Origin of the sequence: Haemophilus parahaemolyticus, from assembly GCF_002015035.1 — a bacterium.
Classification (GTDB): Bacteria; Pseudomonadota; Gammaproteobacteria; order Enterobacterales; family Pasteurellaceae; genus Haemophilus_A; species Haemophilus_A parahaemolyticus.
Map to the genome: position 1 here is coordinate 1 of NZ_MUXY01000014.1, position 23,566 is coordinate 23,566.

Sequence of the window (23,566 nt, forward strand, 5' to 3'; positions counted from 1 at the left end):
CCATTCCGAACTCAGAAGTAAAATGCCGTAATGCCGATGGTAGTGTGGGGTTTCCCCATGTGAGAGTAGGGCATCGCCAGATTGAATTACAGCGAAAGCGAATAACCCCGTATCGTAAGGTACGGGGTTTTCGCTTTTTGTCGGACTAGGCGTAAATTGTTAAAATTTTGGAAAATTCTCCTCAAATAAGCTAGTAAAAACTAGCTCAAATAGGTACAATCTTCAAGTTAAACATTATTGATTAGAATATTCTAATTCATCTATGGAGACCGTATGTCATTCTATTTATCAGACAATCAAGATCCTTGGAGTAAACCGGGTCAAAAGAAGTCTGAACAACAAAATAATGGTTCAGAACCACAAGAACCAAAGCAACAGAATAATCAACAGCCACCTGATTTAGAAGAAGTATTCTCTAGTTTACTTCGTAAAATGGGTGGTAAGAAAGATCAAAATGGGAATCCTCAGCCTGCTTCTTTTGGTAAGTTTATTCCTGCCGTTATTGCTTTAGCGGCAGTTATTTGGGGAGCTTCTGGTTTCTATACTGTGCAAGAGGCTGAGCGAGGTGTTGTAACGCGTTTTGGTAAGCTTAATCAAGTCGTTTTACCTGGTTTAAATTGGAAGGCAACTTTTATTGATGATGTTATTCCAGTAAACATTGAACGTGTGATGGAACTCAATACAAGTGGTTCAATGCTTACGCAAGATGAAAATATGGTTCAGGTTGAAATGACCGTACAGTATCGAGTGGAAGATCCTGCGAAATATCTTTTTAGCGTGAATAATCCAAATGATAGCTTGAAACAAGCAACTGATAGTGCTTTACGCTATGTTATCGGGCATATGAAAATGGATGAAATTCTTACGACAGGTCGTGCAACTGTACGCGAACAAACGTGGAACACCTTGCGTGATATTATCAAAAACTATGATATGGGATTACTTATTACCGATGTAAATTTCCAATATGCTCGTCCACCTGAAGAGGTAAAAGCAGCATTTGACGATGCGATCAAAGCTCAAGAAGATGAGCAACGTTTAATTCGTGAAGCAGAAGCCTATGCTCGTGGTAAAGAGCCTATTGCACGTGGTCAAGCACAGCGTATTATTGAGCAAGCAACCGCTTATAAAGAAAAAGTGGTGCTAGAGGCTCAAGGTGAGGTAGAACGTTTCAGCAAATTATTGCCAGAGTATAAATCTGCACCGCAACTAACCCGTGAACGTTTATATTTGCAAACGATGGAAAAAGTAATGTCGAATACACCGAAAATTGTGATGGAAGGTGGTGCAAATATCAATGTGTTACCATTGGAAAAACTGTTAGGAAATTTGACCGCTTCACAGCCTACAACGAAAGCAATTATGGCAGAGCCTGTGATTCAACAACCTGTAAAACCTAAAATTGCGGTACAAGAGCAACCACAACCAGAAATTCGTAGAGGGAGATTCTAATGCGTAAATTATTATTGCCTGTACTGGCTGTTGTAGCATTCGTCTTATTCCAGTCTATGACGATTGTGCCAGAAGGTGGACGCGGTATTATGTTGAGATTCAATAAAGTCCATCGTGATGCGGAGCAAAAAGTGGTGATTTACACGCCAGGCTTGCATTTTAAAGTCCCATTTATGGACAGCTTAAAAGTGCTTGATGCTCGTATTCAAACCTTAGATGGTAAAGAAGATCGTTTCGTGACCGTTGAGAAAAAAGATTTACTCGTTGATTCTTATGTAAAATGGAAAATCAGTGATTTTGGTCAATTCTATACTTCGACAGGTGGAGATTATCAAAAAGCCTCCGATCTATTACGTCGCAAGGTCAATGACCGTTTACGTTCGGAAATTGGTTCTCGTACCATTAAAGATATTGTTTCTGGTTCTCGTGGTGAATTGATGGCGGGAGCTCAAAAAGCCTTAAATTACGGGGATGATGGTGCAGAAAAATTGGGCATCAAGGTGGTAGATGTGCGTGTTAAACAGATCAACTTACCAAATGAAGTTTCATCTTCTATTTATCAACGTATGCGTGCAGAACGTGATGCAGTAGCCCGCGAACACCGTTCACAGGGTGAAGAAAAAGCCGAATTTATCAAAGCGGAAGTAGATAAAAAAGTCGTGTTAATTGAAGCGAATGCGAAAAAAATGGCTGAAACCTTACAAGGTGAAGGTGATGCACAGGCAGCTCGTATTTATGCGAATGCACTTGGGCAAGAGCCTGAATTTTATGCTTTCGTACGTAGTTTAAAAGCGTATGAAGCTAGCTTTGCTGAAGGCAAAACTAATATCATGATTATGAAGCCTGAGAGTGATTTCTTACGCTTTATGAAATCGCCTACAAAATAATAGTATCAATAAGACCCGAAATATCGGGTCTTTTTACGTTTTAATTCAAACTTTTAATAAACTCAACTAAAGAGGTAAATCCTATGGGTAAAAGTGTTGCGATTCTCGGCGCTCAGTGGGGCGATGAAGGGAAAGGTAAAATTGTAGATTTATTAACGGATCGTGTAAAATATGTGGTGCGTTATCAAGGAGGTCACAATGCTGGTCATACTTTGATTATCAATGGCGAAAAAACTATCCTTCGCTTAATCCCAAGTGGTATTTTACACGATAATGTGATTTGTTTAATCGGTAATGGCGTAGTGCTGTCGCCAGAAGCGTTAATGAAAGAGATGGGCGAATTAGAATCGCGTGGTGTAAATGTGCGCGAGCGTTTAAAAATTTCAGAAGCTTGTCCATTAATTTTACCATATCACGTTGCAATGGATCACGCTCGAGAAAGTGCTTTAGGTAAGAATAAAATTGGTACAACGGGTCGCGGTATTGGACCTGCTTATGAAGATAAAGTTGCACGCCGTGGTTTACGCGTAAGTGATTTGTTCAATAAAGAGCTTTTCGCTGAAAAATTAAAATCAATTTTAGATTACTACAATTTCCAACTTGTGCATTACTATAAAGCAGAGCCCGTTGATTTCCAAAAAACTTTAGATGATGTGTTTGCGATTGCCGATGTGATTAAAGGGATGGTTGCTGATGTGACGACAATGCTTCACGATGCACGTAAAGACGGTGCAAACATCTTATTTGAAGGTGCTCAAGGTACAATGTTAGACATCGACCATGGTACATATCCATTTGTAACCAGTTCAAATACAACAGCTGGTGGTGTGGCAACAGGTTCTGGCTTTGGTCCACGTCACTTAGACTATGTTTTAGGTATCATTAAAGCTTACTGCACACGTGTGGGAAGTGGTCCATTTACGACAGAATTATTCGATGAAACGGGAGCAGAAATTGCTCGTAAAGGTAATGAATTTGGTTCTGTAACAGGTCGCCCACGCCGTTGTGGTTGGTTTGATGCGGTTGCCGTTCGTCGTGCTGTACAAATCAACTCAATTTCTGGTTTCTGTATGACGAAACTTGATGTTTTAGATGGCTTTGATGAATTAAAAGTGTGTGTAGCATACAAAATGCCAAATGGTGAAATCGTAGAATATGCACCATTAGCCGCAAAAGATTGGGAAGGTGTTGAGCCAATTTATGAAACTTTACCAGGATGGTTAGAAAATACTTTCCGCGTAACCAAATTAGAAGATTTACCACAAGCAGCAATTAACTATATCAAACGTATTGAAGAGCTAGTTGGTGTGCCAGTAGATATTCTTTCAACAGGCCCAGATCGGGTTGAAACTATGATCTTACGTGATCCATTTGTAGCGTAATTTTTTATTGCAACTTTTAAGCACGGGGAGTTCCCCGTGTTTTTTATTTTAAGAATTAGCAAAATTCTTTTAAAATATGCCCGCTTGTTACTATTGTATTTACGACTATGACGGAACAATATATAAAAAATGTAGAAGTTTATCTGGATTATGCAACAATTCCAACCTTAAATTATTTTTATCATTTTACAGAAAATAAAGATGATATTGCAACAATCAGATTATTTGGACTAGGACGTTTCAATATTTCTAAAAGTATTATTGAATCGTATCCAGAAGGAATTATTCGTTATTGTCCAATTATTTTTGAGGATCAAACAGCGTTTCAGCAATTATTTATTACGCTTTTGACTGAGGATAGTTTTTGTCAGTATCGATTTAACTTCCATATAAATTTATTCCATTCTTGGAAGATGCTCATTCCTTTATTACATATAATTTGGCAATTTAAGCATAAGGTACTAGATATAAAGCTTAATTTCTATGATGATGGTTCAGAAGGGTTGGTAACGCTTTCTAAAATAGAACAAAACTATTCTAGTGAAATCTTACAAAAGATTATTGATATAGATAGTCAATCGTTTTATGCGGATAAACTTTCATTTTTAGATGAAGATATTGCTCGGTATTTATGGAATTCACTTTTTGAATCACATTATTATTTATTGAATGATTTTCTTTTGAAAAATGAAAAGTTATCTTTGTTAAAGAATAGTATAAAGTATTGCCATATTATGGACTTAGAAAGATATCTCCAATTTACTCAAGAAGAAAAAGACTTTTTTAATGAATTATTAGGGATTAATATTCAATCTTTAGAAGATAAAATAAAAATCTTTCAACAAAAAAAGACCTTTATATTTACTGGTACAACAATTTTCTCTCTACCAAAAGAGGAAGAAGAGACATTATATCGTTTACATCTTAATGCAATATTAAATTATATTCATCCTAACGGAAAATATTTTATCGGTGATGGGTTTACTTTGGTCATTAAAGGTCATCCTCATCAAAAAGAGATGAATTCAAGATTAGAAAAGAGTTTCGAAAAAGCAGTAATGTTACCAGATAATATACCTTTCGAAATTCTTTATCTTATTGGTTGTAAACCAGATAAAATTGGTGGTTTTGTGAGTACGAGTTATTTTTCTTGCGATAAAAAGAATATTGCTGACTTACTTTTTATTTCAGCCAGACAGGAGGAGGTAAGAAAAAATGATTATTTATTTAATATTCAGTATCAGTTAAGGGATATGATGATTAAGACGGGTTTCATCCAAGAAGAAAAAACGCATTTTTATTCAGATATTCCTATTTTTATTTCTTAACGTATTTTTTAAAAAAGCCAAAGAGTTTTTCCCTTTGGCTTTTTAAGTATATAAGAGATTATTTCTTCTCTTTCGTCTCACAATGACTAATATCTTGGCAATTACCGTAAAGATATAAACTATGAGTTGCGAGTTTCATACCGTGTTTCTCACTGATTTCGCGTTGGCGACGTTCAATATCAGGATCTTTGAATTCAAACACTTTACCGCAATCCATACAGATAATATGGTCGTGATCCTGTTCGATATTCAACTCAAACACGGCTTTATTGGCATCAAAGTTATGACGAACCAAAATACCCGCTTCTTCAAATTGATTTAATACTCGATAAACGGTCGCTAAACCAATATCAGATTCTTTTTCAAGCAGTAGCTTGTAGATATCTTCTGCTGAGAAATGTTGCATCTGTTCACGAGTTTCTTGCATTAACGCAAGAATAGTTAAGCGTGGTTCAGTGACTTTTAAACCAACACTTTTCAGTAATTTAATATTTTCATCAGACATCACTGTCACCTTTTGTCCTCATTCAATGTTATTTCTATATTCAATTATTAGGCTAATTGGTCTAAACACATCTCTTCATTAAGCTGTTTACACCAAGCTTTTACACGGCCTTCGGTTAATTCAGGCTGTCTATCTTCATCAATGCATAAACCTACAAAAGTTTCATCATCAATGACTGCTTGTGAGCTTTCGAAGTTATAGCCTTCTGTTGACCAGTGCCCGACAATGACTGCACCATTTTCTTCTACGATGTCACGGATTGTGCCCATTGCATCACAGAAATATTCCGCGTAATCTTCTTGGTCACCGCAACCGAAAATACCGATAACTTTGCCTGTAAAATCAATTTCTTTCAAGGTTGGCATAAAATCATCCCAGTCTGCTTGAGATTCGCCGTAATACCAAGTTGGGATACCGAATAATAAGAAATCATAGGCTTCAATATCTTCTTTCGTACTTTTTGCAATGTCACGAATATCGATTAAATTTGCACCAATCTCTTTTTGAATCATCTTAGAGATGTTTTCTGTATTACCTGTATCGCTACCGTAGAATAAACCTACTACTGCCATATTAATTACCTACCTGTTATCGTTATCAGCAAGATTGCCGACATAATCATTTAAAATATATTCAATCAGTTGTCCGCGAGTGATATTGCGTTGGCTCGCTTCATCTTCAAGTCGTTGCACTAAATCAGCATGCAATTTTAGCTCCACGCGTCTTAACCCAGATGAGCGATCGCGTTTAAGTTGATTGCGTTTGTTTATGCGAATTTGTTGTTCTCGACTTAAAGGATTTGTGCGTGGTCGCCCAACTTTTGGCACGCTTGCGAACAAATCAAGGGTGATACAATCTGCGTCCTGTTTTGCCATAATGTTCCAACCGTGGGCTTTAGCTTCTTTGTTCTTTATATACTTTACTAAGTGAGAATGATAAGCTACTGAGTAAGGCGGTACTATACCATATTATTCGGGTATTTTAAAAGAATAAGCCACAAAATCTGATGCTTATCTCGCCAATTATTATGTGCTTTCTGATTGGCAAATTTTTAACGTTTCTTCAATCAATTGCAACGCAATCGTGCCTTTGGGCGGAAGTTCAGGTAAAGGCTTATCTGCATCAAACCATCTCGCATCGGAAATTTCTTCCTCTTGCAAACGAATTTCTCCGCTTTCATAATCTGCTAAAAAACCTAACATTAACGAATTGGGGAATGACCACGGTTGACTACCAAAATAGCGAATGTTTTTAATTTTTAGACCGCTTTCCTCAAATACCTCACGTTCAGCCGCTTGTTCAGCCGTTTCGCCTGCTTCAATAAAGCCTGCTAAGGTGGTGTAAATTGAGCCCTTATGACGCTGGTGATTTGCCAATAAAATCTGTTTGCCACGACGTACAGCCACAATAATACTTGGGCTTAAAACAGGATAGAAATGCTGGTTACAATTCGGGCAAATCATTGCAATTTCTTTCTCTGATAGCACATTTTTTGTACCGCATTTTCCACAAAATTGATGTGTTTCAAGGAAATGATTTAACGCCACCGCACGGTGTATTGCAAATGTCTCTTCCATCGGTCGAGCAATTTGTGTGCGTAAAAATACGAAATCCCAACGGCTTAAGTCTGCTTCTGTTGCTTGCACTAAATTCAACGGAAAACCTTTATATTCGCCAATTTTTACGCTTTTTCGACCGCTTGTACCGATCTCTTCCACCGTACCAAAGGGTAATTCATTGTTAATGAGAGCAATTTCAAAATGGTTCACGATTGCCCAGTATGATTGGTTCATTTTAAATTCCTTATTTAAAAGTTCCTCTCTTTGCTAAAGAGATAGGATTTATTCAACTTCAATTGTTCAAACAACCTCGCCTTTTCTTCCTCCGTTAAAATCTTATATTTTCCCGTTTCTAATCCATTTAATTTAAATTCTCCTAATCCTACACGAATTAAGCGTAATGTGGGGAATCCTACGTGAGCGGTCATTCGGCGGACTTGACGATTTTTGCCTTCGCTGATTTTTAGTTCTAACCACGCAGTCGGGATATTTTTTCGTTCACGGATTTTCGGGGCGGTTGCCCACTCAAAATTTGGGGTGTTAATTAGCTTAGCTTTTGCAGGTTTTGTTCGCCCATCTTTTAATTCTATGCCTTGTTGCAGTTGGTGGATTGCTTCTGCAGTTGGGATATTGTCTACCTGCACCCAGTAGGTTTTCTCTTTCTCAAATTTAGGATGAGCCAAACGGTGCTGAATTTCACCGTGATTCGTGAGTAAGAGTAAGCCTTCACTATCGCGATCTAAACGACCAACGGGGTAAACGTTCGGAATATCAATAAAATCCTTCAATGTTTGTCGTCCTTGTTCATCGGTAAATTGGCAAAGCACATCATAAGGTTTATTGAAAAGCATCACGACGGTTTCATCAAAACTTGGTGAGGGAACAAGCGGTCGTTTTTTGGCTTTTGTTTGTAAAGTGGGGTTGCGGTTAAATAACTTTCTTTTAAACATCATTTAACCCACTTATCTGGATCTTGCTGACGCTCAAATTCAGCATCAAACACGGTATCATCTTTTGCTTGGTAAGCGGTCTGATTTGCGCTGAAATTGACAAATTGAAAGCGTTTTTTCAACATATTCAAGCCCCATAATTTAATCAGTTTACGCGTAAACGGCAGAACGCATAAAATCGCTAACATATCGCTAATAAAGCCAGGAATAATGAGCAAAATACCTGCAATAATAAAGAGCACGGAGTTGATTACCGCATCAGCTGGGAGTTTGCCTTGAGCTAAGTCTTGGCGGATTGAAATCATGGCGTATAGCCCACGTAGTTTCACTAGCCAAACGCCAAGCACAGAAATGGCTATTAGCAAGAAAATAGTAGGGAAAACGCCGAGCGCAGCACTCACGCTGACTAAAAGCGAGAGCTCGCAATAGATATAAAGAATCAAAGCAAAAAAGATGATAAGTAACGGCATAAGCTTCCTTATTTTTGCGTGAAGGTGGAAAATAGTGTATTTTAATCGCCTTATATTATTTAGTCGATACAAAAGGTCTAATATGACAGAATTAACCGCAGATCAAACCTTAGATACGCTAGGTTTGCGTTGCCCAGAACCAGTAATGCTTACACGCAAAACTGTACGTCATATGAACGAGGGCGAAATTTTACACATTATTGCGGACGACCCCGCCACCACGCGTGATATTCCGAGTTTCTGCGAATTTATGGAGCATCAACTACTAAAAAGTGAAACTGGCGTTGCTCCTTACCATTACTGGCTGAAAAAAGGCTTAGCAAAATAAGGCTTAATTATGTATTTTTCTCGCGAAAAATTAACCAAAACGCTGGTGTTTATTTTCACGCTAGCCTTTTGTGTAGCAACTATTAGTGTGATTTTAAATGGCGTGAATCAATTTAAAGTGGGCTCGCAATTAGCGAGCATTAGCCAAGTTTCTAACCTTGCTCACGTATTAGTGCGACAGCAAGCGAACTTGTTTTCATTGATGTTGATGAAAAATATCAAAACCGATGAGTTGGTTGAGGCTTTGGATAGTTTCTCAAAAGAAGAGTTTGTTTTAGATGCGAATCTTTATTCTGCCTCGGGGGAATTGCTTGCTCAGAGTAAGCATTCGATAGCATTGAAAGAACGCATTGAGCAAAAAAATACCCAGCAAATTGTGGAACCAATTTTTGCTAAACAAGCACTAGTTGGATTTTTACGAGTAACTTTTGATGCTCAATATGAAGATGGTATGCAGGTGAAAGTAAATAAATTATTCCAACAACTTTATGGCGAGTTGATTATTTTAGTGCTGACTGGCGTGCTATTTTCTGCCACGATTTTTTATTACTTACGCCGAAAAACCCCACACGTGAGAACAGTTCGTAAGCCTGAGGCAACGAACTTAAAATCGCAAGCACAACGCTTTCATTCCAAAAGGCGGAATTTTAGGCGTTAAAAAATCATTAAGCATAAATGGGTTTAACTATGAGAAATGGCGAGACTATGATATAGTTATCGCCATTTTGATTATGGGTAAATTAGAAATTATGGCGAGTTTTGATCCTCAAAATATGCCTCAGCACGTTGCAATTATTATGGACGGTAATGGGCGTTGGGCAAAACAACAAGGCAAATTGCGGGTGTTTGGTCACCAAAATGGGGTGAAAGCGGTGCGATCTGCAGTAAGTTTTGCTGCAAAATATGGGATCAAGGTTCTGACTCTTTATGCGTTTAGTAGTGAGAATTGGAGCCGTCCTGAAACGGAAGTTTCTGCATTAATGACATTGTTTATGACTGCGCTTAATTCTGAGGTAAAAAAGCTCCATAAAAATAATATTCGGTTAAAAGTGATTGGTGATAAATCTCGTTTTAGCGAAAGTTTACAGAAGAAAATTAGAGACTCAGAAGAGCTGACCTCTCAAAATACAGGTTTGATTTTAAATGTTGCAGCGAATTATGGTGGGTATTGGGATATTACTCAAGCTGCTCAAAAAATGGCGATGAAAGTCAAATTGGGTGAGTTGGCGATTGAGCAAATTACGCCAGAGGTATTTGAAAAAGCCTTAGTCACTGAAGATCAACAGCAAGTAGATTTACTTATTCGTACCAGTGGTGAGCAGCGGATTAGTAATTTCTTACTCTGGCAAATTGCGTATGCGGAACTCTTTTTTACGCCTGTTTTGTGGCCAGATTTTGATGATAATGTATTTAGCGAAGCGATTATCGCTTATCAGCAACGTAATCGCCGTTTTGGTGGTTGCTAAAAAAGAATAAGAAAGGAATAAAAAAATGCTAAAAGAACGTGTACTTTCTGCGGTTGTAATGGTTATTGTAGCGTTAGCAGCGATTTTTTGGTTGCCTCCCTTGGCATTGACTATTGCCCTTTCAGCATTAGTGGTGCTTGGTATGTGGGAGTGGGCTCAATTTGTGGGTTTCAAAAGCCAAATGTCGCGCGTAGTTGTTGCTGGTGTGACGACCTGTATTCTTTTGCTTTTGGTTGTTGCGAATACAGATTATATTAATGCGGCTCGCTTTATGACAGATTTAAGCGTTATTGCACTTTTCATTGCTTGTGTATGGTGGTTGGCGGCTCTTATTTTAGTGGTGACTTATCCCAACTCTGCAAAATTATGGGCGAAATCAGTCGTGGCGAAATTTTTATTCGGTATTTGTACGCTTTTCCCGTTCTTAATTGGTTTATTGGCTATCCGTTTTAATAATTATACTTTGGATGCTTACCAAGGCACTTATTTATTACTTTATGCTTTCTTGCTTGTTTGGGGGGCTGATTCTGGGGCTTATTTCTTTGGTCGAGCTTTAGGCAAACATAAGCTGGCACCAAAAGTATCGCCAGGTAAATCTTGGGAAGGGGCATTAGGTGGTTTATTTACTTCGGGTGTGATTGCATTTGCGTTCTTGCAGGCAACGCCGAACGATGTTTTTGGACGTACTTTAGAAATGATGCCGTTTATTGCTGTATCTGTTGCAACAGTAGCAATTTCAGTATTGGGAGATTTAGCTGAAAGTATGTTTAAACGCCAAGCAGGTATTAAAGATAGTAGTAATCTAATCCCTGGGCACGGTGGTATTTTAGACCGTGTTGATAGCTTAACTGCGGCGATTCCGTTCTTTGCTACGATGTTTTTCTTTGTGCTTTAATTTAGGTAAAGAATGAGCTCAATTATTTCATTTTTTATTTTAATCTGCATACTTGTGTTTGTGCACGAGTATGGTCATTTCTGGGCGGCTCGCCGTTGTGGCGTCAAAGTCATTCGTTTTTCGATTGGCTTTGGCAAAGTACTATTTAGAAAAAAAGATAAGCACGGCACAGAATTTGCTTTCTCATTGATTCCACTTGGTGGCTATGTGCAGATGTGGAATGGTGAGCCTGAAATCAATAAACAGAAAATTGATGTGCCGATTTCGCAATCTTTATCAAAAAAATCACTGCTTCAACGTGCCTTTATTATCGGTGCTGGGCCTATTGCGAATTTTATTTTGGCGGTTATCGCTTATTGGGGGGTGTTTGTTAGTGGTATTCCTACGCTTAAACCTGTTGTTGGGCAGGTGCTACCTAATTCAATTGCAGCTCAAGCAAATGTACCTGTTGAATTTGAGATCAAGCAGGTAGCAGAGAAAACAGTTTTAGATTGGGAAGAAGTAAGTCTTGCGTTAATTGATAATCTAGGAGCAGAACATGTAGAAGTTTTAGGCTCAAGTATTGATGAAGATCATCCGCAACGTTTCTATCTCAATTTAACGGATTGGAAAGTTGATGGTACAAAAGAAAGTCCATTAACCAGTTTAGGGATACGTCCTAAAAATACGGTGATTAAACCTGAGATTGCTCAAGTTTTACCTCATTCATCTGCTGAAAAAGCAGGGTTAAAAGCACAAGATAAAATTTTAGCGGTAAATCATCAGCCATTTGATTGGCAAAATTTAGTTAAAACGGTGCAAACAGGGCAGCCAATTACGCTTGAAATCGAAAGCTCAAACCAACAAAAACAAGCGGTGGAAATTATGCCTGAAAAGCAAAAAGATCGTTATGTCATTGGTATTACTCCGACTTATGAAGGCATTAGTGATAAATATCGGACGGTGATAGAGTATGATATGCTCACGGCAATCGGCAAAAGTGTGGATAAGGTCGGATCTCTTATTCATAGCATTTTCCAGTTTCTTGGGAATTTAATCACTGGTGAGTTGTCTTTGAACAATATAAGCGGCCCGATTTCGATGGCGAAAGGAGCGGCTGCTACTGCTGAAATAGGTTGGGTGTATTATCTCAGTTTTATGGCATTAATTAGTGTGAATTTAGGTGTGATGAATCTCTTTCCTATCCTGCCTTTAGATGGCGGGCAACTGCTTCTATTAGCGGTGGAGGCGATAAAACGAAAACCTGTTTCAGAGAAATTTCATCTATGTTTTCAACAGCTTGGAATGCTCTTTGTGTTATCGCTGATGGCATTTGCGTTCATCAATGATGTTATTCATTTTTAAACTAGCGGTGTAAATCGCTGACTCTTTTACAAAACTTTCATAGGATAATTTCAATGAAAAAATTATTGCTTTCTTCTCTTTTAATTGCCAATGGTGTAATGGCTGCACCATTTGTAGTAAAAGATATTCGTGTTGATGGTGTACAGCCTGAAACGGGCGAAGCGATCATTTCAGCTTTACCTGTTCGTGTCGGTCAAACAGCAACAGATGCTGATGTGGCGAATGTTGTAAGAAGTCTTTTCATTCAAAATCGTTACCAAGATGTGCGTGCAGCACGTGAAGGCAATACGTTAGTTATTAAAGTGGCAGAGCGCCCTTTAATCAATACCGTAGATATTGAGGGTAATGGTGCAATCCCTAAAGATGCATTAGAGCAAAATTTAAAAGCTAATTTAATTGCGAAAGGTGAAGTTTTTGATGCACAAAAATTAGAATCTTTCAAACAAGGTTTGATTGAACATTATCACTCTATTGGTCGTTATACCGCAACCATTGATTCGATTACTACCCGAGCAGAAAATGGTGGAATTAATGTTAAATTAGACATTAAAGAAGGTGATGTGGCATATGTAAAACACATCAATTTCGAAGGTAATCAGGCATTTAGTTCAAAAGAACTCACTAAACAGCTTGATATTCAACCAGATGTTTCTTGGTTTAATATTTTTGCAAGTAGCAAGTTTGAATCTCAAGCGTATGCAAAAGATTTAGATACAATCCGTGATTTCTATATGAATCGTGGTTATGCAAAATTTGCTTTAACTGGTACGGATGTGCAGTTTTCTGATGATAAAAAAGAAGTGAATTTAACCTATCAGGTATCAGAAGGCGAACAATATAAAGTAAGCGATGTGCGTATTATTGGTAACACCGCAAATTTAGGCAATCAACTCAACGCCTTGTTAAAAGATTACCAAACGGGCGATCTTTTCCACAAAGCTGATCTATTGAAAATTGAGGAAGCAATCAAACAAAAATTAGGTGAGAATGGTTTTGGCTCAGCACAAGTCGATCTCTATCCAAAATTTGATGAAGATGCGAAAACTGTTCAAGTCAATTTTGTTGTTGAAGCTGGTCCGCGTGTGTATGTACGTAAAATTCGCTTTGAAGGCAATAATGTGACCGCTGATTCAACATTGCGTCGAGAAATGCGTCAGCAAGAAGGTGCTTGGTTATCTACTACTGCGGCATCGCTTGGTAAATCACGTTTAGAAAGAACAGGTTTCTATGAAAGCGTTGATATGCAAATGCCAGCTGTTCCGAATACGACCGACCAAGTGGATTTAGTGTATGCGATTAAAGAGCGTAATACTGGTAGCATCAACTTTGGTATTGGTTACGGTACAGAAAGTGGTATCAGTTACCAAGCAGGTATCAAACAAGATAACTTCTTAGGTATGGGTTCAACCATTAGCTTAAATGGTACACGTAATGACTACGGTACAAGTGTTGCTTTAGGCTATACCGAGCCATACTTCACAAAAGATGGGGTAAGTTTAGGTGGTAATGTTTTCTTCGAAGATTATGATAACTCAAAAAATGACAATGTCTCTTCGTATAAACGTCGCAGTTATGGGGCGAATGTAAACTTAGGCTTCCCTGTAAATGAATATAACTCATTCTATACGGGTTTAGGTTATACACACGATAGTTTAAGTAATGTACAGCGTGAGTTTACACGTGAAAAATACGTTCGCTCAATGAACTTCCCATTAGTGGGAAATGATCCAAGCCGTTACGGTAAAATGAAAGCGGACGATTTCGATTTTTCATTTGGTTGGAATTATAACAGCTTAAACCGTGGTTATTTCCCAACAGAAGGAGCAAGTGCAAGTATTGGTGGTAAAGTAACCATTCCTGGTTCAGACAATAAATACTATCGTTTGAATGCAGATTTTTCGAAATATATTCCATTAAACCGCGAGCATAAATGGGTGCTTTCAACTCGTGCAAGTTTAGGTTATACCAACGGTTTTGGTGGTAAAGAAGTGCCGTTCTATCAACTGTACACCGCAGGTGGTATTGGTACAATTCGTGGTTTTGCGTATGGTGCGGTAGGTCCTAAAGCTATTTATACTAATAATAGTGGTCTTTTCGTTTCTCCAAGCAATGACGTTATTGGTGGTAATGCTATTGCATCTGCAAGTATTGAATTGATTACTCCAACCCCATTTATTGCCGATAAATTCCAGCATAATGTTCGAACTTCATTATTCGTAGATATGGCAACAGTTTGGAACACTAAATGGAAACAAAATGAAATTGTAGCTTATAATAATGCAACTAAAACGAATATCACATTAAAAGATCTTGGCGTTCAAGATGCTAAAGACTGGAAAAAATATCGTGCTTCAGCAGGTATTGCCTTCCAATGGATGTCTCCAATTGGTCCACTCTCTTTCTCATATGCGAAACCAATCAAAAAATATGAGAGAGATGAAATTGAGCAATTCCAGTTTAACATAGGTAGCACATTCTAATTCTTACAAGCGGTGGATTTAGTAAAATAATTTGCAAATTTGACCGCTTTCATTCGTTTAAATTAAGGATAAAAAATGAAAAAATTATTTAAAATCAGTGCATTAAGTGCTTTACTTGCTACTTCAGCTGTAGCGAATGCAGCAGATACCATCGGTTTTGTTGATCCTGGTTATGTGATGCAGAACCATCCAGTTCTCCTTGATGCTTCAATTAAATTTGAAAACTTTATGAAAGAAAATCAAGCTAAATTTGCTGATGAAGATAAAAAATTAGCAGAAGAAAATAAAAAGCTAACGGCTGAGCGTGATGCATTAAATATTGATGCAAAAAATCTTCAAAAAGAACAAGCAACCGTTGAAGCGACATTAAAAAAAGAGGTTGCCCAATTAGAAAAAGATGCACCGCGTTTACGTGCTAAAGAGATCCAAGCTCGACAAGCAAAAATTGAAGGCAAAGCGAAAGCTTTTGAAAACAAAGTGGCTGCAATTCAAAAACGTGAACAAGAGTTTGCGAAAAAAGCAGAAGATTTCCAAAAACGTGCCGATGCTTTCCAACAAAAAATTGAAGATGCAAATAAAAATAGCGGTGGTTTAAATCCTCAAGAAGCACAAAAAACTGCGATTGATGAAGTGAATGCAACTATTAAAGAAGTGGCTAAAGCGAAAGGGTATACCTTAATTCTTCAACCACAAATTGCACTTTATGCGGAAGATGAAAGTAAAGATATTACTGAAGCTGTGTTAGATGCAATTAAAGCAAAACATCCAGAAATTAAATTGCCAGAAGCACCTAAAGTAGATGCAACAAAAACTGAGCAAACAAAACCAGAAGAAGTGAAAAAATAATGGCTACTTTCCGTTTAATTGAATTAGCGGAGCATATCGGTGGTACTGTAAAAGGTAACACCGATTTACCTATTCAAAGTATTGCAGCTTTAGACAAGGCAAATAGCTCACAAATTACTTTTATTTCTAATGCAAAATATCGCGAAAATTTAGCCGCTTGCCAAGCGGGGGCGATTATTGTCACTGAAGATGATGAGGCATTTTGCCGTGAAGATCAGAACCTAATCATTGTGGAAAATCCTTATTTGGCTTACGCATTATTAGCACAATATATGGATTTAACGCCAAAAGCAGCAAACCAAATTCACCCTAGTGCCGTGATTTCGCCTGAAGCAAAATTAGGTCAGAATGTTTCTGTTGGGGCAAATACTGTGATTGAAGCAGGTGTAGAACTCGCTGATGATGTCGTGATTGGAGCGGGTTGTTTTGTGGGGCAAAATAGCCAAATCGGTAAAGGCACTCAACTTTGGGCGAATGTATCAGTTTATCATCAAGTAAAAATTGGGGAACATTGTTTAATCCAATCTTCTGCCGTGATTGGCTCAGATGGTTTCGGTTATGCGAACGATAAAGGTCAATGGATTAAAATCCCTCAAACCGGCGGTGTGATTATTGGTAACCGTGTTGAAATAGGGGCTTGCACCTGTATCGATCGCGGTGCACTCGATCCAACCGTCATTGAAGATAACGTGATTATCGACAACCTTTGCCAAATTGCTCACAACGTACATATTGGCTACGGCACAGCGGTAGCGGGTGGTGTGATTATGGCGGGTAGCCTAAAAGTAGGTCGTTTCTGTCAAATTGGTGGGGCAAGCGTACTAAATGGTCATATGGAAATTTGTGATGGAGCAATCATCACAGGGATGAGTATGATTATGAAGCCAATTACTGAGAAAGGTATTTACTCTTCGGGGATTCCTGCTCAAACAAATAAACAATGGCGTAAAACGGCAGCTTTAACAATGAATATTGATAAAATCAATGAGCGCGTGAAAGCATTAGAAAAAAAATTAGCTGAGTAATTTAAAAATAAATTCAATGAATTAAAATTGATAGAGGTCTTTAGAAGAATGACAATTGAAACTCACGAAAATAGAGAGCCAAAAGTAATTGAAGTCACGGAAATTATGAGGATGTTACCACATCGCTATCCGTTCCTTTTAGTTGATCGCGTAACCGATTATGAAGAAGGAAAATGGTTGCGTGCTGTAAAAAATATTAGCGTGAATGAGCCTTGCTTTACGGGTCATTTTCCAGATAGACCTGTATTCCCTGGGGTGTTAATTCTAGAAGCAATGGCACAAGCAACAGGTATTCTTGCGGTGGCTAGCTATGGTAAATTAAAAGAAAATGAACTTTATTACTTTGCAGCTGTAGATAACGCACGTTTCAAACGTCCTGTAGTACCTGGTGATCAGCTTGTCTTAGAAGTTGAATTTTTAACAGAAAAACGTGGTATCACAAAATTCACAGGTAGAGTCTATGTTGATGGCAAATTGGCTTGCGAAGCTGATTTAATGTGTGCAAGAAAATAACCCAAATTAGGAAAGGGAGCTTATTATGCGTTTAATTGATTCAACCGCAAAAATCAGCCCATTAGCGATCGTAGAAGAAGGTGCTCAAATTGGAGCTCACGTTGAGATTGGTCCATTTTCAGTTATTGGCAAAGATGTCAAAATTGGAGCAAGAACCAAAATTCATTCGCATGTGGTTATCAACGGTATTACTGAGATTGGTGAAGACAACCATATTTTCCAATTTGCGAGTATTGGAGAAATTAACCAAGATTTAAAATATCAAGGCGAGCCGACTAAAACGATCATCGGTGATCGTAATCGTATTCGCGAAAGCGTGACTATTCACCGTGGCACCGTACAAGGTGGTAGCGTAACGCGTATTGGGAGCGATAATTTATTGATGATTAATTGCCACATTGCTCACGATTGCCGTATTGGTAACCGTTGTATTATTGCAAACAATGGTACTCTAGCGGGGCATGTGACGTTAGATGATTTTGTGATTGTGGGTGGAATGTCGGCGATTCACCAATTTGCAGTGATAGGTTCGCACGTGATGCTTGGTGGTGGTTCGATGGTTAGCCAAGATGTGCCTCCTTATGTAATGGCACAAGGTAACCATGCTCGTCCATTTGGTATTAACTTTGAAGGATTGAAGCGCCGAGGTTTTGATAAACCCGCAATGCACGCAATTCGTGCTGTTTATAAGTTAATTTACACTTCAGGCAAAACAATAGAAGAAATTTTACCAGAATTAGAAGAAATGGCGTTAAAAGAGCCTGTGATTGCGGTTTATCTTGATTTCTTCAAGCGCTCGACGCGTGGCATTATTCGTTAATTTTTAATGTGTATTTATCAGGTTTACCCTGTTCTCGAACAGGGTAGATTTGTTTTAGGAGATGTTATTTTTATGTCTAATCAAGAAGAACGACAGTCTTGGTCGAGCCGATTAGCTTATATAATGACCGTTGCAGGTGCAACTGTCGGTTTCGGTGCAACGTGGCGTTTTCCCTATCTAGTCGGTGAAAATGGCGGTGGTGCTTATGTTTTCTTATTTTGTATTGCAATGATTGTGATCGGTATTCCGATGATCTTAGTTGAAAATGTCATTGGTCGTCGGATGAAAGTGAATGTAATTGATGCATTTAGTGGTCACGCAAATGGTCAAAAAATTGCCGCAGGTTGGAAAATTTTAGGTTACACTGGTTTGCTTGGGGCTTTCGGGATTCTTGCCTATTATATGGTGCTTGGTGGCTGGGTGATAGAATATATCAGCAGTCTTTTAACAGGTAAACTAGATTTTTCTCAGCCACTTAATGTGGAATATACTTCATCTTTTTTGAAAGAGAATATCCATGACAATCCGTGGGGAATTATTGCCTACACGTTTCTTTTCGTTATCGTAAACTACTTTATTCTAGTGAAAGGGATCGTAGATGGTATTGAACGTTCCGTTAAATATTTAATGCCAATTCTCTTTTTATTCTTGCTTGTGATGGTGATTCGTAACGTAACCTTGCCTGGTGCAATGGAAGGGATTTCATTCTATTTGATGCCAGATTTTTCCAAAATCACCCCACAACTATTTGTTTTTGTGCTAGGTCAAGTATTCTTTGCATTAAGTCTAGGTTTCGGTGTGTTAATTACACTTTCAAGCTACTTAGATAAAAATGAAAACCTAGTAAAAACTGCCGCCATAACAGGTGTTATGAATACCATCATTGCAGTACTTGCGGGCTTTATGATTTTCCCATCGCTATTTAGCTTTGGCGTGCCACCTAATTCTGGTCCAACCCTTGTGTTCCAAAGCTTACCTATCGTATTCTCAAATATGTGGGGCGGAACGCTCTTTGCGATTATTTTTTTTGGTTTGTTAGTGGTTGCTGCATTAACAACATCATTAACAATTTATGAAGTGATTATTACCGCTTTACAAGAAAAAACGAAAATGGGACGCAAAAAAGCGATTGCAGTTACATTAGCCGTTATTTTCATCTTAGGAAATATTCCATCTGTATTAGGCGATAATCTTTGGAAAGACGTCACCATTATAGGTAAAAGCATTTTTGATGCTTTTGACTACATTAGCGGTAATATTCTCTTTATTTTAACCGCATTAGGTAGTGCTATTTTTGTTGGTTTTGTTTTAAAAGATGAAGCTAAAGAAGAATTAGGGGCAGGCAAAGTATTTACAAATCTTTGGTTTAATTACGTAAGATTTGTGATTCCAGTCATTATTCTGGTAATTTTCTTTAATTCACTCTAAAAATATTTGAAGGCTGTCTTAGATAATTAAGGCAGCTTTTTTGTAAAAAAATAGCAAAAATACCGCTTATTTTTAATTATGTAAAAAGGAACTCCTATGAGCCATTCAGTGATTACCGTTATTGGACAAGATCGTGTTGGGATTGTGTACGATGTTGCGAAGATCTTAGCCGAACATAACATTAATATTCTTAACATTAGCCAGCAGCTGATGGAAAATTATTTCACGATGATTATCCTTGTTGACACTGCTCAATGTTCACTTTCTTTCCCTGAATTAGCCACACTGTGTAGCGAAAAAAGCAAAGCATTACAATTAGATATTCGCTTGCAAAATGAGCAAATATTTAAAGCGATGCACCGCATTTAGGGGGCGAGATGAGCATTCAATCTAACGAAATTTTAGAAACGATTCGAATGGTATCGAATCAGCATTTTGATGTTCGCACCATTACTATTGGCATTGATTTGCACGACTGCATCAGTAGCGATATTGATGAGTTGAACCAAAATATCTTCAATAAAATTACCCGAGTAGGTAAAGATTTGGTGGAAACCGCCAAAATTCTTTCTGCTAAATATGGCGTGCCGATTGTGAACCAGCGCATTTCTGTTACCCCTATTGCGCAAATTGCTGCGGCAACCAAAGCGGACTCTTACGTTTCGATTGCTCAAACACTCGACCGTGCAGCGAAAGCGATTGGAGTGTCGTTTATCGGCGGTTTCTCCGCATTGGTTCAAAAAGGAATGTCGCCGTCTGACGAGGTACTGATTCGATCCATTCCTGAAGCAATGAAAACCACTGACATCGTGTGTAGCTCAATCAATATTGGCTCAACCCGTGCGGGCATCAATATGGACGCAGTAAAATTAGCGGGAGAAATGATTAAACAGACCGCCGAAATTACCCCAGAAGGCTTTGGTTGTGCCAAGATCGTAGTGTTCTGTAATGCCGTGGAAGATAATCCTTTTATGGCAGGGGCTTTCCACGGTTCGGGTGAAGCCGATGCAGTGATTAATGTTGGTGTTTCAGGACCAGGCGTAGTAAAAGAGGCGTTAGAAAATTCCCATGTAACAACACTTACCGAAGTGGCGGAAGTGGTGAAGAAAACGGCGTTTAAAATTACTCGTGTAGGTGAATTGATTGGGCAAGAAGCTTCTAAAATGCTTAATATTCCATTTGGTATTTTGGATCTTTCCCTTGCTCCAACCCCTGCGGTGGGTGACTCAGTTGCTCGGATTTTAGAAGCGATGGGGTTAAGTGTATGTGGCACACATGGCACAACTGCTGCCCTTGCATTACTTAACGATGCAGTGAAAAAAGGCGGAATGATGGCATCGAGTGCGGTCGGTGGTTTAAGCGGTGCATTTATTCCTGTTTCAGAAGATGAAGGTATGATTTCCGCCGCAGAACAAGGCGTTCTCACGTTAGATAAATTGGAGGCGATGACAGCGGTTTGCTCGGTGGGCTTGGATATGATTGCCGTCCCAGGTGATACCCCTGCTCACACTATTTCTGGCATTATTGCCGATGAAGCTGCGATTGGGATGATTAACAGTAAAACTACCGCAGTGCGCATTATTCCTGTTACGGGTAAAACCGTAGGCGAAAGTGTGGAATTCGGCGGCTTGCTTGGTTATGCACCGATTATGCCAGTAAAAGAAGGCTCTTGCGAAGTGTTCGTCAACCGCGGCGGGCGTATTCCAGCCCCTGTCCAGTCGATGAAGAACTAAATTTTAGGCATAGTAGATAAAATTTGTTTTCTAAACAATTTTAAATAATGTTTTTGAAATTATTTTTATTTCTTTATCTGCTTGTGATTGCTATTTTTTCCTTAATTTCTGCATTAGGATTGCCATGGTATGAGAGCAAGAAATATTTACAGAACTTTTTCCAAATTAGACCGCTTACTTCATAGCCAATAGGTGTAATTTAGCGTATAATTTAGCACCTCAAATTTCCGTAGGGTGGGACTTGTCCCACCTTTTTATTTTCCTTCATAGGCAAAAATCATTTTATTTATGCAACAATTAGATACAAACAAACTACGTAATATTGCGATTATCGCACACGTAGACCACGGTAAAACTACCCTCGTTGATAAACTTCTTAAACTTTCAGGCACATTAGATACTTCTCGCGGTGATACTGAAGAGCGCGTGATGGACTCAAACGATCTTGAGAAAGAACGTGGTATTACCATTCTTGCGAAAAACACTGCAATTAACTGGAACGATTACCGCATTAATATCGTAGACACTCCAGGGCATGCGGACTTCGGTGGTGAAGTTGAGCGCGTGCTTTCAATGGTAGATTCAGTATTATTAGTCGTAGATGCGTTCGATGGTCCGATGCCACAAACGCGTTTCGTAACTCAAAAAGCCTTTGCACACGGTTTAAAACCAATCGTAGTTATCAATAAAGTGGACCGCCCAGGTGCTCGCCCTGACTGGGTTGTAGATCAAGTATTTGATTTATTCGTAAACCTTGGTGCAACTGACGAACAATTAGACTTCCCAATCATTTACGCTTCAGCATTAAATGGTGTTGCAGGCTTAGAGCACGAAGATTTAGCACCAAATATGGATCCTTTATTTGAGGCGATTGTAGAACACGTTTCTCCGCCAGATGTTCACTTAGAAGAGCCGTTCCAAATGCAAATTTCGCAATTGGATTACAGCAAATATTTAGGTGTAATCGGTATCGGTCGTATCAAACGTGGTACGGTAAAACCGAACCAACCTGTAACAATCATTGATGCATATGGTAACACTCGCAATGGTCGTGTTGGTCAAGTATTAGGTCATTTAGGCTTACAACGTTACGAAGCGGAAGAAGCTTATGCGGGCGATATTATTGCTATCACTGGCTTAGGCGAACTCAACATTTCTGATACATTATGTGATATCAACAATGTTGAAGCATTGCCCGCATTAACTGTAGATGAACCAACGGTAACGATGTTCTTCTGTGTAAATACCTCGCCATTCTGTGGTCAAGAAGGTAAATATGTAACTTCACGCCAAATCTTAGAACGCTTGAAAAAAGAGTTAGTGCACAACGTAGCATTACGCGTGGAAGAAACCGATGACTCTGATGTATTCAGCGTGTCTGGTCGTGGCGAATTACACTTATCGGTATTGATCGAGAATATGCGTCGCGAAGGCTATGAATTAGCTGTATCTCGTCCAAAAGTAATCTTCAAAGAGATTGATGGTCGCAAGCAAGAGCCATACGAGCAAGTGACTATCGATATCGAAGAACAACACCAAGGTGCGGTAATGGAAGCATTAGGTATCCGTAAAGGTGAAGTGCGTGATATGGTGCCAGATGGTAAAGGTCGTACCCGTTTAGAGTACATCATTCCAAGCCGTGGTTTAATCGGTTTCCGTAATGACTTTATGACAATGACATCAGGTACTGGCTTACTTTACTCAAGTTTCAGCCACTATGATGATGTGAAGCCAGGAGAAATTGGTCAGCGTATCAATGGTGTATTGATTTCAAACGGCACTGGTAAAGCATTAGCATACTCACTTTATGCATTACAGGATCGTGGTAAATTAATGGTAGAGCATGGTGCAGAAATATACGAAGGTCAAGTTATCGGTATTCACAGCCGTTCAAACGACTTAACCGTAAATCCATTGGAAGGTAAAAAACTCACCAATATGCGTGCTTCAGGTAAAGATGATGCCCTAACACTGACGACGCCAGTAAAAATGACACTTGAACAAGCGCTAGAATTTATTGACGATGACGAGTTAGTGGAAGTAACGCCAACTTCCGTACGTATTCGTAAAAAACTTCTTACCGAAGTAGAACGTAAACGTGCAAGCCGTACTACAACCAGTACAAGTACGCGTTAATTCGCAAAGTTTAGGTCGAA

24 protein-coding genes and 1 rRNA gene are annotated in these 23,566 nt (G+C 38.7%); 19 read left to right on the forward strand and 6 right to left on the reverse strand.

The annotated features are described in order from the left end of the window. From rrf to B0185_RS08030, 5 genes are all read left to right on the forward strand, one after another. Positions 1–82: ribosomal RNA gene (gene rrf / locus B0185_RS10465) — 5S ribosomal RNA — on the forward strand; the annotation flags it as partial. 191 nt (positions 83–273) lie between these two features. Next, positions 274–1,452, forward strand: coding sequence for an FtsH protease activity modulator HflK (gene hflK / locus B0185_RS08015; RefSeq protein ID WP_005706166.1), 1,179 nt, complete (start codon positions 274–276; stop codon positions 1,450–1,452). Further along, complete coding sequence (gene hflC / locus B0185_RS08020; RefSeq protein ID WP_005706219.1) at positions 1,452–2,339, forward strand: protease modulator HflC; 888 nt, start codon at positions 1,452–1,454, stop codon at positions 2,337–2,339. The genes hflK and hflC overlap by 1 nt, the downstream gene beginning before the upstream one ends. Before the next feature lie 83 nt (positions 2,340–2,422). Further along, the gene (purA, locus tag B0185_RS08025; RefSeq protein WP_005706194.1) at positions 2,423–3,721 is read left to right on the forward strand and encodes an adenylosuccinate synthase; all 1,299 of its coding nucleotides are present in this window, start codon (positions 2,423–2,425) and stop codon (positions 3,719–3,721) included. A gap of 107 nt (positions 3,722–3,828) precedes the next feature. Continuing rightward, positions 3,829–5,049: a hypothetical protein gene (locus B0185_RS08030; protein ID WP_005706173.1), complete on the forward strand. Its 1,221-nt coding sequence runs from the start codon at positions 3,829–3,831 to the stop codon at positions 5,047–5,049. A gap of 58 nt (positions 5,050–5,107) precedes the next feature. Here the strand turns inward: B0185_RS08030 and fur are convergent, their stop codons facing one another. From fur to B0185_RS08060, 6 genes are all read right to left on the reverse strand, one after another. Next, complete coding sequence (gene fur / locus B0185_RS08035; RefSeq protein ID WP_005706201.1) at positions 5,108–5,554, reverse strand: ferric iron uptake transcriptional regulator; 447 nt, start codon at positions 5,552–5,554, stop codon at positions 5,108–5,110. A 47-nt stretch (positions 5,555–5,601) separates the two neighbouring features. Next, positions 5,602–6,126, reverse strand: coding sequence for a flavodoxin FldA (gene fldA / locus B0185_RS08040; protein WP_005706195.1), 525 nt, complete (start codon positions 6,124–6,126; stop codon positions 5,602–5,604). Positions 6,127–6,135: 9 nt separating this feature from the next. Next, positions 6,136–6,429, reverse strand: a complete 294-nt coding sequence (gene ybfE, locus B0185_RS08045; RefSeq protein ID WP_005706177.1) for a LexA regulated protein — start codon at positions 6,427–6,429, stop codon at positions 6,136–6,138. A 150-nt stretch (positions 6,430–6,579) separates the two neighbouring features. After that, complete coding sequence (nudC, locus tag B0185_RS08050; protein ID WP_005706187.1) at positions 6,580–7,347, reverse strand: NAD(+) diphosphatase; 768 nt, start codon at positions 7,345–7,347, stop codon at positions 6,580–6,582. A gap of 14 nt (positions 7,348–7,361) precedes the next feature. Then, a complete protein-coding gene (locus B0185_RS08055; RefSeq protein WP_005706218.1) occupies positions 7,362–8,066 on the reverse strand; it encodes a pseudouridine synthase in 705 nt (234 codons plus the stop codon). Continuing rightward, positions 8,063–8,533: an FxsA family protein gene (locus B0185_RS08060; protein WP_005706189.1), complete on the reverse strand. Its 471-nt coding sequence runs from the start codon at positions 8,531–8,533 to the stop codon at positions 8,063–8,065. Before B0185_RS08060 ends, B0185_RS08055 begins: the two co-directional genes overlap by 4 nt. A gap of 82 nt (positions 8,534–8,615) precedes the next feature. Between B0185_RS08060 and tusA the strand changes: the two genes are divergently transcribed. From tusA to typA, 14 genes are all read left to right on the forward strand, one after another. Next, positions 8,616–8,861: a sulfurtransferase TusA gene (gene tusA, locus B0185_RS08065; RefSeq protein WP_005706212.1), complete on the forward strand. Its 246-nt coding sequence runs from the start codon at positions 8,616–8,618 to the stop codon at positions 8,859–8,861. Between the two features lie 9 nt (positions 8,862–8,870). After that, entirely contained in the window at positions 8,871–9,518 is a 648-nt protein-coding gene (locus tag B0185_RS08070) for a YtjB family periplasmic protein (protein WP_005706210.1), read from the forward strand. Positions 9,519–9,609: 91 nt separating this feature from the next. Then, complete coding sequence (gene uppS / locus B0185_RS08075; RefSeq protein WP_078208108.1) at positions 9,610–10,326, forward strand: polyprenyl diphosphate synthase; 717 nt, start codon at positions 9,610–9,612, stop codon at positions 10,324–10,326. 25 nt (positions 10,327–10,351) lie between these two features. Beyond that, a complete protein-coding gene (locus B0185_RS08080) occupies positions 10,352–11,221 on the forward strand; it encodes a phosphatidate cytidylyltransferase (RefSeq protein ID WP_005706217.1) in 870 nt (289 codons plus the stop codon). A 12-nt stretch (positions 11,222–11,233) separates the two neighbouring features. After that, a complete protein-coding gene (gene rseP / locus B0185_RS08085; RefSeq protein ID WP_005706178.1) occupies positions 11,234–12,565 on the forward strand; it encodes an RIP metalloprotease RseP in 1,332 nt (443 codons plus the stop codon). Between the two features lie 53 nt (positions 12,566–12,618). Next, positions 12,619–15,045, forward strand: a complete 2,427-nt coding sequence (gene bamA / locus B0185_RS08090) for an outer membrane protein assembly factor BamA (protein WP_005706159.1) — start codon at positions 12,619–12,621, stop codon at positions 15,043–15,045. 75 nt (positions 15,046–15,120) lie between these two features. After that, positions 15,121–15,891: an OmpH/Skp family outer membrane protein gene (locus B0185_RS08095; protein WP_005706165.1), complete on the forward strand. Its 771-nt coding sequence runs from the start codon at positions 15,121–15,123 to the stop codon at positions 15,889–15,891. Next, positions 15,891–16,916 (forward strand): UDP-3-O-(3-hydroxymyristoyl)glucosamine N-acyltransferase, encoded by a 1,026-nt coding sequence (gene lpxD / locus B0185_RS08100; RefSeq protein ID WP_005706171.1) that lies wholly within the window; start codon positions 15,891–15,893, stop codon positions 16,914–16,916. Before B0185_RS08095 ends, lpxD begins: the two co-directional genes overlap by 1 nt. 48 nt (positions 16,917–16,964) lie before the next feature. Then, positions 16,965–17,429: a 3-hydroxyacyl-ACP dehydratase FabZ gene (gene fabZ / locus B0185_RS08105; RefSeq protein WP_005706196.1), complete on the forward strand. Its 465-nt coding sequence runs from the start codon at positions 16,965–16,967 to the stop codon at positions 17,427–17,429. A 25-nt stretch (positions 17,430–17,454) separates the two neighbouring features. Further along, complete coding sequence (gene lpxA / locus B0185_RS08110) at positions 17,455–18,249, forward strand: acyl-ACP--UDP-N-acetylglucosamine O-acyltransferase (protein ID WP_005706170.1); 795 nt, start codon at positions 17,455–17,457, stop codon at positions 18,247–18,249. Positions 18,250–18,321: 72 nt separating this feature from the next. Beyond that, the gene (locus tag B0185_RS08115; protein ID WP_005706162.1) at positions 18,322–19,677 is read left to right on the forward strand and encodes a sodium-dependent transporter; all 1,356 of its coding nucleotides are present in this window, start codon (positions 18,322–18,324) and stop codon (positions 19,675–19,677) included. A 96-nt stretch (positions 19,678–19,773) separates the two neighbouring features. Next, positions 19,774–20,046 (forward strand): ACT domain-containing protein, encoded by a 273-nt coding sequence (locus B0185_RS08120; RefSeq protein WP_005706220.1) that lies wholly within the window; start codon positions 19,774–19,776, stop codon positions 20,044–20,046. 8 nt (positions 20,047–20,054) lie between these two features. Continuing rightward, positions 20,055–21,410, forward strand: coding sequence for a PFL family protein (locus B0185_RS08125; protein ID WP_005706161.1), 1,356 nt, complete (start codon positions 20,055–20,057; stop codon positions 21,408–21,410). A 288-nt stretch (positions 21,411–21,698) separates the two neighbouring features. Next, complete coding sequence (gene typA, locus B0185_RS08130) at positions 21,699–23,546, forward strand: translational GTPase TypA (protein ID WP_005706204.1); 1,848 nt, start codon at positions 21,699–21,701, stop codon at positions 23,544–23,546. The last annotated feature ends 20 nt before the right edge of the window (positions 23,547–23,566 follow it).

Coding starts and splice junctions, on each gene's coding strand:
- B0185_RS08030 (WP_005706173.1), top strand. CDS start 3,829: ATGACGGAACAATATATAAAAAATGTAGAAGTTTATCTGGATTATGCA.
- fur (WP_005706201.1), bottom strand. CDS start 5,554: ATGTCTGATGAAAATATTAAATTACTGAAAAGTGTTGGTTTAAAAGTC.
- tusA (WP_005706212.1), top strand. CDS start 8,616: ATGACAGAATTAACCGCAGATCAAACCTTAGATACGCTAGGTTTGCGT.
- B0185_RS08055 (WP_005706218.1), bottom strand. CDS start 8,066: ATGATGTTTAAAAGAAAGTTATTTAACCGCAACCCCACTTTACAAACA.
- typA (WP_005706204.1), top strand. CDS start 21,699: ATGCAACAATTAGATACAAACAAACTACGTAATATTGCGATTATCGCA.
- rseP (WP_005706178.1), top strand. CDS start 11,234: ATGAGCTCAATTATTTCATTTTTTATTTTAATCTGCATACTTGTGTTT.
- uppS (WP_078208108.1), top strand. CDS start 9,610: ATGGCGAGTTTTGATCCTCAAAATATGCCTCAGCACGTTGCAATTATT.
- hflC (WP_005706219.1), top strand. CDS start 1,452: ATGCGTAAATTATTATTGCCTGTACTGGCTGTTGTAGCATTCGTCTTA.
- B0185_RS08070 (WP_005706210.1), top strand. CDS start 8,871: ATGTATTTTTCTCGCGAAAAATTAACCAAAACGCTGGTGTTTATTTTC.
- fabZ (WP_005706196.1), top strand. CDS start 16,965: ATGACAATTGAAACTCACGAAAATAGAGAGCCAAAAGTAATTGAAGTC.
- bamA (WP_005706159.1), top strand. CDS start 12,619: ATGAAAAAATTATTGCTTTCTTCTCTTTTAATTGCCAATGGTGTAATG.
- purA (WP_005706194.1), top strand. CDS start 2,423: ATGGGTAAAAGTGTTGCGATTCTCGGCGCTCAGTGGGGCGATGAAGGG.
- B0185_RS08095 (WP_005706165.1), top strand. CDS start 15,121: ATGAAAAAATTATTTAAAATCAGTGCATTAAGTGCTTTACTTGCTACT.
- ybfE (WP_005706177.1), bottom strand. CDS start 6,429: ATGGCAAAACAGGACGCAGATTGTATCACCCTTGATTTGTTCGCAAGC.
- B0185_RS08080 (WP_005706217.1), top strand. CDS start 10,352: ATGCTAAAAGAACGTGTACTTTCTGCGGTTGTAATGGTTATTGTAGCG.
- fldA (WP_005706195.1), bottom strand. CDS start 6,126: ATGGCAGTAGTAGGTTTATTCTACGGTAGCGATACAGGTAATACAGAA.
- nudC (WP_005706187.1), bottom strand. CDS start 7,347: ATGAACCAATCATACTGGGCAATCGTGAACCATTTTGAAATTGCTCTC.
- B0185_RS08115 (WP_005706162.1), top strand. CDS start 18,322: ATGTCTAATCAAGAAGAACGACAGTCTTGGTCGAGCCGATTAGCTTAT.
- B0185_RS08060 (WP_005706189.1), bottom strand. CDS start 8,533: ATGCCGTTACTTATCATCTTTTTTGCTTTGATTCTTTATATCTATTGC.
- B0185_RS08120 (WP_005706220.1), top strand. CDS start 19,774: ATGAGCCATTCAGTGATTACCGTTATTGGACAAGATCGTGTTGGGATT.
- lpxD (WP_005706171.1), top strand. CDS start 15,891: ATGGCTACTTTCCGTTTAATTGAATTAGCGGAGCATATCGGTGGTACT.
- lpxA (WP_005706170.1), top strand. CDS start 17,455: ATGCGTTTAATTGATTCAACCGCAAAAATCAGCCCATTAGCGATCGTA.
- B0185_RS08125 (WP_005706161.1), top strand. CDS start 20,055: ATGAGCATTCAATCTAACGAAATTTTAGAAACGATTCGAATGGTATCG.
- hflK (WP_005706166.1), top strand. CDS start 274: ATGTCATTCTATTTATCAGACAATCAAGATCCTTGGAGTAAACCGGGT.